Origin of the sequence: Nocardia sp. NPDC050412 (assembly GCF_044458825.1) — a bacterium.
GTDB lineage: Bacteria > Actinomycetota > Actinomycetes > Mycobacteriales > Mycobacteriaceae > Nocardia.
This window is the reverse complement of the sequence record NZ_JBITIJ010000002.1, coordinates 23608-39528: the sequence shown is the minus strand read 5'-3', so window position 1 is coordinate 39528 and position 15921 is coordinate 23608. Positions and strand designations below refer to the sequence as shown.

At 65.0% G+C, this 15921-nt stretch carries 16 protein-coding genes; 9 read left to right on the top strand and 7 right to left on the bottom strand.

Annotation, left to right across the window (positions count from 1 at the left end):
- Positions 1–52: 52 nt before the first annotated feature.
- Positions 53–973, bottom strand: coding sequence for a LysR family transcriptional regulator (locus tag ACIBI6_RS04285; protein WP_396955289.1), 921 nt, complete (start codon positions 971–973; stop codon positions 53–55).
- Positions 974–1048: 75 nt separating this feature from the next.
- Between ACIBI6_RS04285 and ACIBI6_RS04280 the strand changes: the two genes are divergently transcribed.
- On the top strand, positions 1049–2548 hold the full coding sequence (locus tag ACIBI6_RS04280) for an MFS transporter (protein ID WP_364350075.1): 1500 nt from the start codon (positions 1049–1051) through the stop codon (positions 2546–2548).
- Between the two features lie 25 nt (positions 2549–2573).
- Here the strand turns inward: ACIBI6_RS04280 and ACIBI6_RS04275 are convergent, their stop codons facing one another.
- The 3 genes from ACIBI6_RS04275 to ACIBI6_RS04265 form a co-directional block, all read right to left on the bottom strand.
- A complete protein-coding gene (locus ACIBI6_RS04275; protein WP_364350071.1) occupies positions 2574–3083 on the bottom strand; it encodes a pyridoxamine 5'-phosphate oxidase family protein in 510 nt (169 codons plus the stop codon).
- Between the two features lie 10 nt (positions 3084–3093).
- Positions 3094–4341: a helix-turn-helix domain-containing protein gene (locus ACIBI6_RS04270; protein WP_364350068.1), complete on the bottom strand. Its 1248-nt coding sequence runs from the start codon at positions 4339–4341 to the stop codon at positions 3094–3096.
- Between the two features lie 269 nt (positions 4342–4610).
- Entirely contained in the window at positions 4611–5339 is a 729-nt protein-coding gene (locus ACIBI6_RS04265; RefSeq protein ID WP_396955288.1) for a TetR/AcrR family transcriptional regulator, read from the bottom strand.
- Between the two features lie 55 nt (positions 5340–5394).
- On the opposite strand from ACIBI6_RS04265, the gene ACIBI6_RS04260 reads away from it, so the two are divergent.
- The 3 genes from ACIBI6_RS04260 (at position 5395) to ACIBI6_RS04250 (ending at position 8897) form a co-directional block, all read left to right on the top strand.
- Positions 5395–6765: an ABC1 kinase family protein gene (locus ACIBI6_RS04260; RefSeq protein WP_396955287.1), complete on the top strand. Its 1371-nt coding sequence runs from the start codon at positions 5395–5397 to the stop codon at positions 6763–6765.
- 118 nt (positions 6766–6883) lie between these two features.
- Complete coding sequence (locus ACIBI6_RS04255; protein ID WP_364350059.1) at positions 6884–7840, top strand: alpha/beta hydrolase; 957 nt, start codon at positions 6884–6886, stop codon at positions 7838–7840.
- Positions 7841–8150: 310 nt separating this feature from the next.
- Positions 8151–8897, top strand: a complete 747-nt coding sequence (locus tag ACIBI6_RS04250; protein WP_364350056.1) for an alpha/beta hydrolase — start codon at positions 8151–8153, stop codon at positions 8895–8897.
- A 105-nt stretch (positions 8898–9002) separates the two neighbouring features.
- On the opposite strand, the gene ACIBI6_RS04245 is transcribed toward ACIBI6_RS04250, so the two are convergent.
- The 3 genes from ACIBI6_RS04245 to ACIBI6_RS04235 are packed head-to-tail and all read right to left on the bottom strand — an operon-like array spanning position 9003 to position 11478.
- Positions 9003–9971, bottom strand: coding sequence for a superoxide dismutase (locus tag ACIBI6_RS04245; protein ID WP_364350053.1), 969 nt, complete (start codon positions 9969–9971; stop codon positions 9003–9005).
- Complete coding sequence (locus tag ACIBI6_RS04240; protein ID WP_364350050.1) at positions 9938–10561, bottom strand: NAD(P)H-binding protein; 624 nt, start codon at positions 10559–10561, stop codon at positions 9938–9940. The genes ACIBI6_RS04245 and ACIBI6_RS04240 overlap by 34 nt, the downstream gene beginning before the upstream one ends.
- A complete protein-coding gene (locus ACIBI6_RS04235) occupies positions 10558–11478 on the bottom strand; it encodes an EamA family transporter (protein WP_364350047.1) in 921 nt (306 codons plus the stop codon). The genes ACIBI6_RS04240 and ACIBI6_RS04235 overlap by 4 nt, the downstream gene beginning before the upstream one ends.
- Positions 11479–11556: 78 nt before the next feature.
- Between ACIBI6_RS04235 and ACIBI6_RS04230 the strand changes: the two genes are divergently transcribed.
- The 5 genes from ACIBI6_RS04230 (at position 11557) to ACIBI6_RS04210 (ending at position 15911) form a co-directional block, all read left to right on the top strand.
- The gene (locus tag ACIBI6_RS04230) at positions 11557–12441 is read left to right on the top strand and encodes a LysR family transcriptional regulator (RefSeq protein ID WP_364350044.1); all 885 of its coding nucleotides are present in this window, start codon (positions 11557–11559) and stop codon (positions 12439–12441) included.
- 90 nt (positions 12442–12531) lie between these two features.
- Positions 12532–13908 carry an MFS transporter gene (locus tag ACIBI6_RS04225; protein WP_364350041.1) on the top strand — a complete coding sequence of 459 codons (1377 nt, stop codon included), beginning with the start codon at positions 12532–12534 and terminating at the stop codon, positions 13906–13908.
- Positions 13898–14317, top strand: coding sequence for a MarR family winged helix-turn-helix transcriptional regulator (locus ACIBI6_RS04220; protein WP_364350038.1), 420 nt, complete (start codon positions 13898–13900; stop codon positions 14315–14317). The genes ACIBI6_RS04225 and ACIBI6_RS04220 overlap by 11 nt, the downstream gene beginning before the upstream one ends.
- Positions 14318–14413: 96 nt before the next feature.
- Complete coding sequence (locus ACIBI6_RS04215; protein ID WP_364350035.1) at positions 14414–15640, top strand: cytochrome P450; 1227 nt, start codon at positions 14414–14416, stop codon at positions 15638–15640.
- A gap of 46 nt (positions 15641–15686) precedes the next feature.
- Positions 15687–15911: a hypothetical protein gene (locus ACIBI6_RS04210; RefSeq protein ID WP_157110482.1), complete on the top strand. Its 225-nt coding sequence runs from the start codon at positions 15687–15689 to the stop codon at positions 15909–15911.
- Positions 15912–15921: the final 10 nt, after the last annotated feature.

Here is a 15921-nt window from a genome sequence, read left to right as displayed (position 1 = left end):
GACGTTTCCAATGCTATGGAGCCGGTCCCGCACGGGGCTTCTTCGAAACTGATCAATCGATGGGAGCCAAAGCTTCGGCCGGCGGACGGAGCGCGTCGCGGATCGTGTCGCGCAGCCAGCGCTGCGCCGGATCGGCGTCGAGGCGTGCGTGCCAGAGCAGTCGCACTTCGACCTCCCGGAGGGGTGCCGGGATCGGAAACGCGCGAAGGCCGAGGGATTGGCCGTACTGTTCGGCGAGACGCTGTGGGACGAGCCCGACATACCGACCGGACGCGACCAGGAGCGCGGCAACAGCGGAAGTGGGCACGACGGCAGCGACGTGGCGTTGCAAGCCCGCAGCGTCGAGTGCATCGTCGAGCGGCCCGCGAGCGTGACCGCGCCGGGAGGCCGAGACGTGGGGATGGCGGCACAGTTGCCGCAATGTCGGGCGGCGGCCCAGTGGGCTGTCGGCACGGACGATGCCCACTATTCGTTCGCGATACAGCACAGCTGACCGAAGGTCGGGAGCGACGATGTCGCCCGCGCCGATATCCAGATCGACCGAGCCATCACGCAGCGCCTCGATGCTCTCGCTGCCCTCGGCGACGAAGCGCAATGTCACGCCGGGGGCGACTGCCGCGGTGGCATCGACCGCCACTGCCGCCAGGGTCGCGGCCACACCGTCGTTGATGCGAATTGTGAAGGTGCGCTGCAATTCTGCGACCGTGATCTGGCGATCGGCGCTGATCAGTGCTGATGCTTCGTCGAGCAGGGACCGCACCCGTGGCGCGGTGCGCAGCGCGAACGGTGTCGGAGCCATCCCACGACCAGCACGCACCAGGATCGGATCGCCCATCGCCCGCCGTAACCGTCCCAAGGCCCGGCTGGTCGCCGGGATGGACAGATGTAGGCGCTCGGACGCCCCCGTGACGCTGCCGTCCTGGAGCAGGGCGTCGAATACGCGCAGGAGATTCAGATCGAGCTGCTCTACCACAGTTGCATCATACGCAATAATTAGTTATGAAAGTTGCGTGGCACACAGACCACCCACGTCCATACCGTCGTGGCCATGCAATTCAATGTCCTGGATCAGGCTACGGCCCTGCCATCGCGTCCGGCCTCGCAGCGCGGACTGCTCGCGGTCGTCTGCGCCTGCGTCGTGCTCGTCGTCGGTATGGTCGCCGCGATCAATCTCGCCGTCCCGATGCTCGCCGCCAGCGCACTGCACCCCTCCGCGTCCGCGCTGGTCTGGATCGTCGACACCTATGTGATCGTTTTCGCCTGTCTGGTGATACCCGGCGGAGCGGCGGGAGATCGCTTCGGGCGCAAGGGGATTCTGCTCAGCGGACTGGGGCTGTTCGCGGTGGGCGCGCTCATCTCGGCGGCGGCACCGAATGTGGCACTGCTGCTCGCCGGGCGTGCGGTCACGGGTATCGGTGCTGCTGCCGTCCTGCCCAACACACTTGCCGTCCTGCTGCACGCTGTTCCCGCCGAGCGCAACAGCGCGACAATCGCGGTCTGGGCGTCGATGACCGGCATCGGTGGAGTTGTCGGCAATGTCGGTGGCGGGGTGATCCTTTCGGGCGGCTCGTGGCGTTGGTTGTTCGCCGCCGCCGTGCCGATCGCGCTGCTGCTCGCTGTGCTTGTGGGATGGATCGCGCCCGTGTCGCCGCGCCATGACCGCCGTCTCGACCCGCTCGGGGCCGTATTGCTCGTCGGCGCGTCGGTCGCGCTGCTACTCGGCATCGTCCAAGGTCCGGAGTCGGGCTGGTACAGTGCGCTCGTCCTCTCCGGATTCGCCTGTGCCGCAGCACTGTTCGCCGTATGGACGATAGTCGAGCTGAAAGTCGAACATCCGCTGCTGGATCCGCGGTTGTTCCGTCTCCCGGCCCTGCGCAGCGCCTGCCTCGGCATGACGGCTGTGTTCTTCGGCATGTTCGCGCTGTTCTACATCAACGCATCATTCCTGCAGTACGGCAAGGGATTCGGCGTGCTGCGGACCGGCCTCGGGATCATTCCGCTCACCGTCCCGATCATCCTCGGCGCGAAACATGTCGGACGACTCTCACCGCGAATCGGGCTCGACGCCACCGCCGCGCTCGCATTCGTATTCGTCGGAGGCGGACTGCTCGGCCTGTCCACGAGCGATGCGCAGACACCGTATATCGCATATGCCGCGTGGCTCGTAGTGATGGGAGTCGGAGTGGCGCTCGCACTTCCGACATTGTCCGGCGCGATCGCCGGGTCGCTGCCGCCGGAGCAGGCCGGGGTCGCAGCCGGATTGCAGGCCACCACCCGCGAGTTCGGCAGCGCACTCGGCGTCGCGGTCATCGGCACGGTGCTCACCGCACGATTCGTCGCCGCACTACCGCCGGACATCCGCGCCGACCACGATCCGCACACCGTAGCGCGAGCTCTCGCATCCGGGCACACCAATGATGTTGTCGCAGCGTTCGTTTCGGGCGCGGACGCCGGACTGAGGGTGATCGGCGTGCTCGTGCTCATCTGCGGCGTGCTCGTCGTGCTGCAGTCGCTGCTGTCCCGACGTGGATCCGATCGTCGGGCGTAGGACCTCGCTCTGCGGAATCTTCTTGTCACAGACGCGACATCATCACCGGGTACCGCACCAGCCGGAAGTCCGTGAAAGCGATATCACGAACGTGACTGAAATCGGACCACAGCAGCCTGCCACCACGCAGCAACCGCATCGGACGAACCCGCCGCCGAACCTGATCGAGTTCGGCGGCGGTCGCAGGCCGTCTGGGGCCGACCGTGCCGTACAACCGCACTCCAGGTGCAGCACTGAATCGTCCGAGCAGCAGCGAGCGGAACCAGAAGAACGATCCACTGTCGACCGCCATCAGACACACTCGCGGATTCGCCTCGAGGTTGGCCGCCAGTGCACTGGTGTACTGGTCGAAGTAGAAGCCGGTGCAGTCCGCACGAAGGAAAACGGTCCCCACCGGTGTGACATTCGGCATGCCCTCGGTATCGACCGACGCGATTGCGAAGTGTCCGGTAGAGCGTCGCCCCCGAGCCACGATTTCCCGGATCTGGTCCCAATGCTCGTCGAGCCTCATCGTCGTCTCCCCGCCCCACTTCATAGGCCGAAGGCTAACAGGCCGTTGATCGTGTCGGACGGTGTGCGGGGTGGCCCTTGCGGGCGACGATGGCAGAGCGCAGGTACCAGAGTCCGCTGGGTTCGGCTGGGTCGCAGCCGGTGAGATGGGCTATTCGGCGGAGTCGGTAGTCGACGGTGTTCGGATGGACGCATAGTTGGCGAGCCGCGCGCGTTCGGCTCAGGCCGGTGTCGATATAGATCTGCAGGGTTTCCAATAGGTCCGGATATTCGTTCAGTGGGGTGAGTCGGGTGGCGAGAGCATCGCGACCTATTCCGGGTCGAGTCAGTTGGTACTGCAGTGCCAGTTCGGTGAATCTGTATACGCCGGGCGCCAATTCGAGTTGTTGCACGGTGTCGAGGAGTTCGTGGGCATGACGCGCGGCGGCGGGCACCTCGTCCGGTCGGGTGGTGACAACGGCGACGGTGAGCGGCACCTGCGTGGCCGAGGACATCCGTTGCACCAGGTCGTCGAGATCGGGATCGGTCCGCACGGTCGACGGGAGCAGAATCGTTCCACCGTCTACGGATAACAGTGACAATGCATGGCCTCCGAAGATGGTCGCGAGTGCGGCCTGCAGGCGGCGGAGCTTACGGCGTGCGACGACCTGCCCGTCGAGCCGCGGATGACGCTCATCGGGATGCGCCGGAATCGCGACGGCGAGCACCGAGTACTCCTCGGCGATCGGTAATCCGCTCTCCCGCGCCGCCGCGGAATCGAGATGACCGGCGAGCAATGCCGAGGTCAGGCTTTGCGCGGCGGTCTGATGCGCGGCGGCGACGGCTTTGTGCTCGAGAACGTAGGCCTTGCTGACGGTGGCGGTAATCAGTTTCGAAAGCTCCAGCACCCTGGCGGTGCCCGTGACAACGCCGACGACATCCGCCGGACCCGTACGAGCGAAGATCAGATCCATCCCCACTTTGAAGCCCTCGTGAACGGCATGCAGAACGGTATCGACCGGGATCCCCTCCCGGGTACATCCGGCGGCCGCAATCGCCAGCCGGTCGGTGCTCGTCGGCAGCACATGTCCGTTAACGCAGTGGATCAACCATCCGAGGCAGATCCGGACCACGGCCTTCACATCGCGAACCAGCGTTTGTCCCGGCAGTGCGCCGCACTGTTCGTCCGACTCCGCGAGATGTGCCATCACCTCGCGGGTCAACCTGTCGATATCGCGTGCGGATGGCGAAATCGGCCGATCCAGCCCGTTGCGTTCGGGCCGGACGAGACTCTCGGTCGTCACGTATGACCTCCTTGTCACCGTAGTCACGCGGTCGCTACGACCAGGGTGAACAACTGCCGCGCCGAGAACTTTGCTGTTACCGGCTGTCTGCTGTATCAGGAAACGTTAAGCCGAGCGGTAGCTCACCTTCTACTCCTCTTTGAACAATCTGCAACGGCCGCAGATACCGTTGACTATCAGGCAAAATGCTGATTCTCGATCGACGCCGAGGAGCGCTCACGCACCAATAGTTGGGGAGGTACTCACTTTTACAGCCGCCGAGGGCGACGTCAGGCCGCCTTGGCCTTGATCTCGGCCTCGGCCATGGCCGTCATCATCCGCGCGGTCATCTCGATCGCCTCTTTGCGTTCCTGGCTGTCGACCTCCAGCGCCGACGCACGGAGCACTGCGGCAAAACCGGTGTTGATCAGCACGAATGTCATCACGTCGTACTCGTGATCGTCACCGGGGCCGAGCAGCTGGATCACCAGCAGCTTGACCAGCAGCCGCAGCCGCGGCTCGAATTCGGGGATACCGCTGCTGTAGAACTGGACCCCGGCCACCAGCGCCCGCACCAGCCGGGCGTTGACCACCAGTTCGTCGGTGATGACTTCCAGGATGCCCGTGATCATCTCCAGGATCGGCTTGTCCGACAGCCCGAATATCCGCTCGGTAAAGCGCCTTTCGACGTTTTCGAGCAGGCGCCGCAGCAGCTCTTCGACGATGACCGAGCGGTCGGCGAAGTACCGATAGACAGTGCCGATGCTCACCCCGGCCTCGGCCGCGATCCGGTTCGTCGAGGTGTTGGCGATACCGCGCTCCCCGAAAAGCTCTGCGGCGGTGTCGAGTACGTGTTCTCGGGTCGCCTTGGCGCGTTCCTGTGTCGGACGACGGCGCTGCCCAACGGTTTTCGATGGCATCGCACGCTCCTGCCGAACTGTCCTGAGAAGATGAGCGTGGCTCAGTTTAATGGCCGCGCCAATTTCATGCCACGAATTCCTGATCCGATGACGCCGCAATGGGGTGGAATGTGGTGAGTCCAGCTGTACAAGCGTTGCCGATGGAGGTGCGATAGTGGCCGGTCGGGTGCCGAAGAGTCGTCTCGCGCGGGGCGGCCGGGTGGGCCGATTGGTTGCGGGACAGGCCATCCGGGAAGTCGGCACCCGCCTGTCGATGATCGGTCGAACCGAACAGGCCCGGCAGTTGCTCGCCGAACGGTCCACACTGCGCACCGCACAGCAACTCGTCACCGTGCTCGGCGCCATGAAGGGCGCAGCGATGAAGTTCGGACAGATGCTGTCGGTATTGGATGTCGATCTGCTGCCGGAATCGCACCGTGAGATGTTTCGCGATAAGCTCGCCGAGCTACGCGATCAAGCGCCCGCATTCCCGTTTCCGGCAATGCGGCAGGTGCTCGAGGACGATCTCGGACCATTGGCGCGGGCATTCGCCGAATTCGACGAGACGGCGATCGCCGCGGCTTCGATCGGCCAGGTTTATCGCGCGAAGTTGCACGATGGACGCACAGTCGCGGTAAAGGTCAAATACCCGGGCGTGGACGAGGCCGTCGAGGCGGATATGCGCAATCTGGCTATGATCAGCAGACTCTGGAAATCCATTCTACCGAGCGCGGCGGACAGCGATGTGCTGGACGAAATCGCCCGCAATATCGGCAGTGAACTCGACTACGTGCGCGAAGCACGGACCCAGCATCGAGTCGCCGCACGCTACCGGGACCATCCGTTCATCACGGTTCCGGACAGTGTCGAAGAGCTCTGCGGGCACCACGTTTTGGTGACGGAGTTCGTCGACGGGAAGTCGTTCCAGCAGATCCGGGACCTGCCTGCGACCGAACGCGATGGGATCGGCGAGCTGATCTATCGCTTCTATGTCGGTTCGCTGTTTTCGGATTTCGAATTCTGCGGAGATCCACATCCCGGCAATATCATGCTCGCCGCGGACGGTCGCGTCGGCTTCGTGGATTTCGGACTATACAACAATATGGATCCGGTGCATGTCGAACTCGAGCGTGCGTGTCTGCAGGCCGCCGGTGAAAATCGGGCTCAGGACCTTTATGAGGCGTGGGTGGACCGCGGCATTATCGACCCGGAATCGGATGTCACGGCAGCCGAATGCCTGGAGTATGTGTGGGCGGCCGCGGGCTGGCATCTGACCGATGAGGAAATCACGGTCACACCCGAACTCGCCACCGGCGCAGTGATTCTCGCGGTCGACCCCAGGGCCGCGGAGTTCCGCGGTATGCGACAGCAGTGGCTCCCGCCGGAGCATGTCTTCTCGCGGCGAGCAGACCTGTTCACCCTCGCCGTATTGGGCCAATTGGGGACGACGAACAATTGGCACCGGATCGCCCGGGAATGGCTCTACCACGAACCTCCGGCAACCGAGATCGGACGGGCGACAGCGCGGTGGCGCACCGACCGGTAACACCTTGGTGGTGATCCGGTCCACCTTGGGGGAACGAGCTCAGCACTCGGGGACCTGATATCGGCGGCCGATGCGGCGGACAGTTAATCAAGTCACCGCAACCGAACCGGAGCACTCCATGTCGATCACCAGCACCATCGCCACCTCGGCGGAACGTCGTGCCACGGTCTCGACCGAGGACGGCGTGGAACTCGCGGTTCGCGAGTACGGCCCGCAAGATGCCGAGCTCACCGTCGTCCTGCTACACGGACACTGCCTGCGCACCGCGTCGTGGACCTACGTCCGCCACGCGCTGCTGCGCCAGTACCCGGGTGCGCGGATCGTCTGCTACGACCACCGCGGCCACGGCGATTCCGCCGCCGCGTCCCGGCGGACCTACCACCTCGAGCAACTCGGCAATGACCTGCGCGACGTCCTCGACGCGGTCGCCCCCACCGGGCCGGTCGTCCTCGTCGGCCATTCGATGGGCGGCATGACGGTGCTCACCTACGCCAGCCAGAACCCGCTCGAGATCGGCACGCGCATTACCGGCGTCGCCCTCATAGCGACCGCCGCGAGCGGACTCGCCGACGCCGGTTTCGGCCGTCTGCTGCGCAACCCGGCCGTTTCCGCATTCCAGGCGGCCGTCCGACGTGCTCCGGGCCTCATGCATCACGCGAAACTCATGGCCTGCAAGGTCTTCGCCCCGATCATCCGTACCGCCGAATTCGGCGATCGCAAGGTGAGTACGCGGGTCCTCACCCTCGCCAGCGCGATGCACAACGAGACGCCGATCGTAACGATGGCGAGCTTCCTGAGCGCCTTCATGGCCTTCGACCAGACCGATGCCCTCGCGGTCTTGTCGAAGATCCCGACATTGGTGCTGTGCGGTAATGCCGACCTGATGACGCCGCCGTCGCATTCCATCGCGATGGCCGCCGCCGTCGAGTACTCGGATTTCGTCCTGGTCGACGGCGCCGGTCACTCGGTGATCCTCGAGCAGCCCACCGAGGTCGCCGAGGCCATCACCCGCCTGATGGCGCGCGCCAGCGGCACCGGCAAGGTCGCGGGCGCGCGCCTCGCCCTCGCCGCGTAGTGAGGGCGGCGAGCAAGCTGGTCGGCATCGACGCCGAATTGGTAAGCAGCGTAATGGGAATCGTCAGCATCGGTGCGATCGACGAGCTGCGCTGAGTCATCCTTATACGAAATGGGTCATCCTTATAGGAAATGGTTGGGCGCGACGGCCTCCGGGCTGATAGCGTGCCGGAGACCGTGACATCGCGCGAGGAGGTGAGACCCATGAACGCTGTATCCATGTGGGTACTCCCCTTCGGTTCACGGTAGGGCGATTGAGGTAGCTGTCGCCGGGAGTGCCTCTGAGGCAATCCCGAAAGGCAACAAACCCTATGCATTTCACCTCGCAGACATCGTCGAACGGTGTCATCGAACGCGACTTCACGCTGGGTGAGGTCCCCGGCTTACTCTTCTCCCCCGCGTCCGGCCCCGACCACGCACCGCTGATCCTGATGGCGCACGGCGGCGGCCAACACAAGCGAGCACCGGGCATCCTGGGCCGCGCCCGCCACTACGTAACCAGCTGCGGCTTCCATGTCGCCGCCCTCGACGCACCCGGACACGGCGACCGGCCCCGCACAGCGACCGACGAGCAGCACGTAACCGCCCTGCGGCAGGCTCAGGCGGCGGGCGAGCCAATCGCCGCGATCGTGGTGCAGCTCCACCTCGCCCTGGCGGAGCGTGCTGTACCGGAATGGCAGGCAACAATCGACGCCCTCCAGAAACTGCCGGAAATCGGCACCGAAGCGCCGATCGGCTTCTGGGGCATCATGCAGGGCACCGGCATCGGCGTGCCATTGACCGCCGTCGAACCAAGGATCACCGCCGCTGTCTTCGGTTGCCTCGGGCACGAATACTTGACCGAGGCCGCAGCCCAGATCACCATCCCGATCGAATTCCTGCTCCAGTGGGACGACGAGCACATCGACCGCCAATCCGGTCTAGCGCTTTTCGACGCCTTCGCCTCGAAAGAAAAGACCTTGCACGCCAACGCAGGTGGACACGCCGCAGTACCCAGGTTCGAGGTCGATAGCGCGGGACGCTTCTTCGCCCGGCATCTCGGCCCGGACGGCAAATAACCGGCCTGCGGATCAGGTATCGGCGGCCGGCTTCGAGCCGTTCGCCGATACCGGTCGTAGATTTCGTCGGACCGGATCGCGGCACGTTCGGATCGAGCGCAGGCTCTACAGCGGCCGGGCGACCGCGACGGCGCTGTAGGGCGTAGTCGGAGACTGCGGTGTGGTGAAGCGAGCGTTCGGCAGATACAAGCGATTGCCGAACGCAGCGATGGTTGTCGGTGTGTCGAAGCGCGGATCGGTCACGCGCTGCTCTATCGAACCGGTCGTGCCCGCCGCGTTGAGCGTGATCACGGCGATCGCGTTGCGCCGGTTCTGGACAACCAAGAGCCTGCTCCCGCACAAAAGCAGTCCGTCCCCGTCGGGTACGGTCTCGGCGCCCAGGTCGATCTGGCGTGTCACCCCCGTCGAGGGGTCGACGCGGAACAGTTGGCCGGTCACCGACTGAACAATGATCAGCCCCGTGCCGTCGGGGGTGCGAACGATTCCGTTGGCGTTGAAGGCTCCCGGCACATAATCGATGTCGCCGCTCAGTGGGAGGCGCACCACCGCCTCGGGCGGTGGTAACGCACCGTCGCGGCCGACCGGTAGGTGGTACAGCGCCGGGGCGCGCGAGTCGGTGAACCACGCGCCGGTCGAGGTGAGCACCACATCGTTGACGAACGTGTCCGGCGGCGTGCCGAATCGGTAGCTCGCCGACACCACGCCCGTCCGGTTATCTACGACACGCGCATCGCCAGCGGTGCCACCGGCGACGAACAGCCGACCGCGGTGGTCGAGCCGGAGCCCGAGCGACGGTGAACCGTGCCCGGGGCTCAGGATGGCGCCCTGTCCGGTCATCAGGCTGACGCGGTATATCGAGCCGTCTACCTGCGAACCGAGGTAGGCGACCGGCAGTGCCCCGATCGCGATACCTTCTGGTCGAAATCCGGCGGGCAGGACGATCGTGGTGTGGAACGCGCCGTCTGCCGCCGCCTGATCCGCGGGTAGCGGCACGGCGACACCGAGGCAGGCGAGCGCGGCGAAGATGCCGCGGATTCGCCTCAGTACCCGACGGTGAAATGTTGGGTATCGCATGGGGTTTCGAGTTCGTCGAGGATTGCCACAGCGAGGTCTTCGACCGAGATTCGGGCTACGCCTTCGGCATCGGTCACGAGGGTGGTGGTGCCACGTCGGTACTTTCCGGTGCGATGTCCGGGTTCGAGGAGGGCGGGTGGACTGAGATAGATCCAGTTGGCCGGGTGTGTTCGGCAGGCTTCCAGTTGCGCGAGGCTGGCGGCGGCGATGGGACGGATTGCGGGCGGAACGTACTCCGGGCTGTCGATGACGAGCCGATCGGGATGTCCCGGGATTTGCAGCGGTGCGGCGCCCCCGACAACGAGGATGCGCGCATCGACTGCCACGGCCGCGTCGAGCAGCGGCTTCGTGGTCGCGGCGACGGTGTTTTCCTGCCCCGGAGCCGGACGAGTAGCCACCACGATCGCGTCGGTGCCACTGAACAGTCTGCTCATCTGGTCGGCGTCATGCGCGACGGCGGTCACCCCGGCGGGCAGCGTGGTCGGCCACTCTTTCCGAAATACCGCGATGAGGTCGTGACCTCGGCTTGCGGCTTCGTTGACGACGCGCGAACCGACCATGCCTGCGGCTCCGACAACGGCGATCTTCATCGATATGTCCTTTCCAGTACGGCGCGGGTGGGAACGGGAAGTTGTCCCGCGACTATGGCGGCGAGGGAGAGCCCGAACCCGATGAGCTGGATCGGGCCGAGTGTCTGGCCCAGCAGGACCGCACCGAGTACGGCGGCGACCAGTGGCGAGAACAGGGAGAGAATCGAGACCGAGTTGACGGGCAATGCGGTGATGCCGCGCAACCACAGGATGTAGGCGATCAGGCCCCCGATCAGTCCCAGCCAGAGGTAGCCGAGGACGGCAGGCGGGTCGATCGCGGGAGGTGCACCCTCGAAGAGGAGGGTGACGGGCACCAGGAACAGGCCGCCTGCGGTGAGTTGCCAACCGGCGAAGGCGGTGGGACTTACTTCGGCAGGGCGTCCCCACCGTTTCGTGAGGGTCACGCCCAGCGCCATCGTGGCCGCGCAGCCGAGACCCGCCGCAATCCCCAGGACATCGAGGGCCGCATTCGGCCCGATCACCACCAGGCCGACGCCGCCGACCCCCATCGCACCCCAGCCGATCCGCCAAGCCGACGGGCTCTCGTGCAAAACAGTCACAGCCAGAATCGCCACGATGAGCGGCTGAGCTGCCGCCAACGTCGCGGCGACGCCGCCGGGCAGGCGTTCGGCCGCGACGAACAGCAGCGGGAAGAACAGCCCGATATTCAGCACTCCGAGCACCGCTGCCTTCCTCCACCAGGCACCGCGCGGCACCGTCCGGGTGACCGCGAATGCGATGAGGCCGGCGGGCAGCGCACGCAAGAGTCCCGCGAACAGTGGATGTCCTTGCGGGAGAAGTTCGGTGGTGACGACATAGGTCGTGCCCCACGCCAAAGGCGCGAGCGCCGTCAGGGCGGCGCGAGGCAGGTTTCCCTTCGAAGCACCGGAAACCCCCTGTGCTACTGAACTTTTCACACGTGCAGTCTCACTCGCCGCAATCTATGAGTCCAACACATGTTTGTCAACGGATCAATCTCGATTCAAGATTGATCTATGGAGCTCCAGCAGATGCGCTACGTCATCGCGGTCGCCGAGACCAGCAACTTCACCCGGGCCGCCGAGCGATGCCTGGTCGTCCAGTCCGCTCTCAGTCACCAGATCGCGCGTCTGGAACGAGAACTCGGCGCACGACTCTTCGAGCGAACCAGTCGCCGAGTCCGACTGACTCCGGCGGGCGCGGCTTTCCTCCCCGCCGCCCGTCAGTGTCTGGACGCCGCCGAGCGCGCGGCCGCCGAGGTCGCCGCGGCAGTCGGTGAGATACGCGGACGGCTCTCCGTCGGCCTGATACCGACCGTCGCCGCGGTCGATATTCCGGGCGCGCTGCGCGACTTCCGTCGGAAGTATCCCCAGGTGCGCATCGACCTGCGGGTCGGCGCTAGCGACGACCTCGTCGACCAGGTCACCGACGGCGCCATCGACGTGGCCTTCCTCGGCCTGCCGACCACGGCACGACCCCAGGGCGTCGCCGTTCACGAACTCGCGCGAGACCGACTCGTCGCCGTAGTCGCGCCGGATCATCCCCTCGCTAGCGAAACGCTGGTCAACCTGCACAGACTTGCATCCGAGGTTTTCGTGGACCTCCCAGCCGGGACAGCCGGGCGCATCCAATCCGACCAGGCCTTCGCAGCCGCCGGTCTCGACCGTGACGTCGCCTTCGAAGTCACCAGCGCCGACTACATCGCCCGACTCGTCGGACCGGGCCTCGCCGTGGCCATGCTTCCCGCCGCCTACGCGCCGCAGCTCACCGGCGTTGTCACCATTGAGGTCACCGACGCACCGGCCCGTGTCGAGTACGTCATCTGGAGCCGCGTCGGCAGCACGCCCGCGGCGACCGCCTTCCTCGCCGTTCTCGGCATCCCGACCCACACTGGCAACTGAACGTCAGTCCCGCGCATAAGCGGGCATGTTGCGCGGCTCACACCCTGGAACCCCTTGCACTCGGAACAGTTGTAATTACACAATCATTGTGTGAATACAACTGTTGAAGAGTTGACGCCACGGCAGAAGTTGGTGGTGTTGGCGACGTGTTGCCTGAGTCTGTTGATCGTGTCGATGGATTCGACGATCGTGAATGTAGCGGTGCCCGCGATTCGGGCGGATCTGGGTGCGCCGCTGGCTCGGCTGCAGTGGATCGTTGATATCTACACGCTCACGATGGCGAGTCTGCTGATGCTCGCGGGCGCGACGGCGGACCGGTTCGGGCGGCGGCGGGTGTTTCGGATCGGATTGACGGTGTTCGCACTCGGCTCGCTGGCATGCAGCCTCGCACCCAACATCGAAACCCTGATCGGGGCACGGTTTTTGCAGGCGATCGGTGGGTCGATGCTGAATCCGGTTGCGATGTCGATCATTACGCAGGTTTTCACCGGAAAAGTGGAACGTGCTCGCGCGGTGGGCATTTGGGGTGCGGTGGTCGGCATTTCGATGGCGCTGGGTCCGATGGTCGGCGGTGTGCTGATCGATGCGCTGGGGTGGCAGTCGGTGTTCTGGATCAATCTGCCGATCTGTGTACTCGCGCTGGTCCTGACGACTTTGTATGTGCCGGAATCGAAGTCGGCCATAGTGCGCGGACTCGACCCGATCGGGCAGTTGCTGGCCATCGCGTTCCTGTTCACGGCGGTCTTCGGGTTGATCGAGCGGTTGCCGATCGCATTCGCGGTGTCGGCACTTGCCCTCGCAGCCTTCCTGTGGCAGGAATCGCGGCGCTCGGATCCATTCATCGATCTGCGCTTCTTCCGCAGTGTGCCGTTCGCCTCGGCGACGGTGACCGCGATCTTCGCCTTCGTCGCGCTCGGCGCATTCCTGTTCACCTGCTCGCTGTATCTGCAAGAGTTGCGCGGTTATTCGGCGGTGCACACCGGGGCGCTGTATCTGGCCATGGCGGTCGCGACACTCATCTTCTCGCCGCTGTCGGGGCGTCTGGTCGGTCGCTATGGCACCAGGCCTTCACTGCTCGCGGCGGGCATCGCGATGACCATCGCCGCCGCGCTGCTCACCCGACTCGATGCGACAACTCCGATCTGGCAACTTGTCATCATCTTCGCGATCTTCGGAATCGGATTCGGCATGGTCAATGCGCCGATCACCACTGCGGCGGTCAGCGGGATGCCGCTGGATCGCGCGGGCGCCGCGTCCGCGGTCGCCTCGACAAGCAGACAGGTCGGCGTGAGCATGGGTGTCGCACTGTGCGGCGCGCTGACCGGCGCCGGTCTGTGGTGGCTGATTGCGGTTTTCACGGCCGGGATCGCCATACTCGGCATAGTCGCGAACACCCGCTGGGCCGCGCGGTCCCGCGATCGCGTCGCCCCGATACTGGAAGAGAAGGTCCCCGCACATGCCGGATGACGTACCCACCGCCGACGATGTGTGGGCCCAGCTCACCCACCTGGTGATGGATACCCGTGACTCGTGGAAGCGGGCGGTCGCCGAGCGAACGGGCTTGCCGTTCAGTCGAATTCGTATTCTACGCCGCCTGCGCCCCGGCCCGCTCACACTCAACCAGATCGCGCAGGCCACCGGCATGGACGCACCCGCGACCACGGTCGCGGTCAATAACCTCGATGAACTCGGCCTCGTCGTGCGCGAGATCGATCCAACCAACCGCCGCCGCAAACAGGTCTCCATCACCACCGCCGGCCGTGCCGTACTCGCACAGGCGATGGCAACCCCCGACCCCGCACCGGCCGCTGTCGCCGCCCTGCCCCCCGACGACCTGCACACGCTGCACCGGCTCTTACGCAAGCTCGAGCACTGACACCGAACCCGCCGACGCATAGGCATTTCACCATCTCCGAGCGGCACATTGTGCTTCAATCGGTTGTAGAACGTGTTCCATCTCTGGGAGGTGGCCATGGCCACGCCGTCGATTCCCGCCGGATTCGATTTCACCGACCCGGACCTGTGGGCGAAACGCAGACCCACCGAAGAATTCGCGGAGCTGCGCCGAACCGCACCGGTCTGGTGGTGTGCCCAGTCCGACCGGTCCAGCGGCTTCGATGACGGCGGCTATTGGGCGGTCACGAAGCTCGAAGACATCAGGGAGATCTCGAAACATCCAGAGATCTTCTCCTCCTCCGCGAACAGCGCGATCATCCGGTTTCAGTCCACCATCACCCGCGAACAGATCGATATGCAGCGGCTGATTCTGCTCAATATGGATCCGCCGGCCCACACGAAGAATCGTCGCATCGTGTCCAAGGGCTTCACACCGCGCGCGGTGGAGGGTCTGCGGGCGGCGCTCACCGAGCGCGCGGCCCGAATTGTGCACGAGGCCAAGAAGTCGGGTAGCGGTGATTTCGTGGAGCAGGTCGCCTGTGAATTGCCGCTGCAGGCCATTGCCGAACTACTCGGGGTGCCGCAGCAGGATCGCAAGAAGCTGTTCCACTGGTCCAATCAGATGATCGGCGCCGACGATCCGGAGTACGCCAGCGATGCGCAGACCGCACAGCTGGAATTGAGCGGCTACGCCTGGACCATGGCCGAGCAGCGGCGCGGCTGCCCGGCCGACGATATCGTGACGCAGCTGGTCAATGCCGATATCGACGGTGAGCATCTGGGTTCGGACGAGTTCGCGTTCTTCGTGATCCTGCTGTCGGTGGCGGGCAATGAGACCACCCGCAATTCGATCACCCACGGCATGAAGGCCTTCGTCGACAATCCGGACCAGTGGGAGCTCTACAAGCAGCAGCGCCCGCGCACCGCGCCGGATGAGATCGTGCGCTGGGCCACCCCCGTATCGGTATTTCAGCGGACGGCGATGCGCGATGTCGAGCTCGGCGGACAGTTGATCCGCAAGGGCCAGCGCGTCGGATTGTTCTACAGCTCGGCCAATTTCGACGAGGACGCCTTCGAGAATCCGTTCACCTTCGATATCCTGCGCGACCCCAATCCACACGTCGGCTTCGGCGGCGCGGGCACGCACTACTGCCTCGGCGCGAACCTGGCCCGACTCGAGATCGATCTGATGTTCAATGCCATTGCCGACACCATGCCCGAATTGAGTCAGGTCGCCGAACCGGAGTATCTGCGCTCCGGATGGCTCAATGGCATCAAACGGTGGGAAGTACGTTTCGATTGATGCACGCGACTTCGGCAAAGCCGTTGCGAGCGCGCATCATGTAACTATGGATCCGGAACCAGTGCGGGTGCGGGTGATCCTGTTGTTCGGCGATCGGGCGCAGGTGCAGACACCATGGCATCCGGCACATTCGCCAATGTGGATACCGGCGGCCGATATCGCCGAACAAGCCGGGCTGCCACAGAACGAATTGCCGGGACGGGAGTTCTGGGCCACCGGTGATGAGCACGGGCTCACCGGATTTCGGCTGGTCTTCGATCCGCGACTCTGATACGCATGGG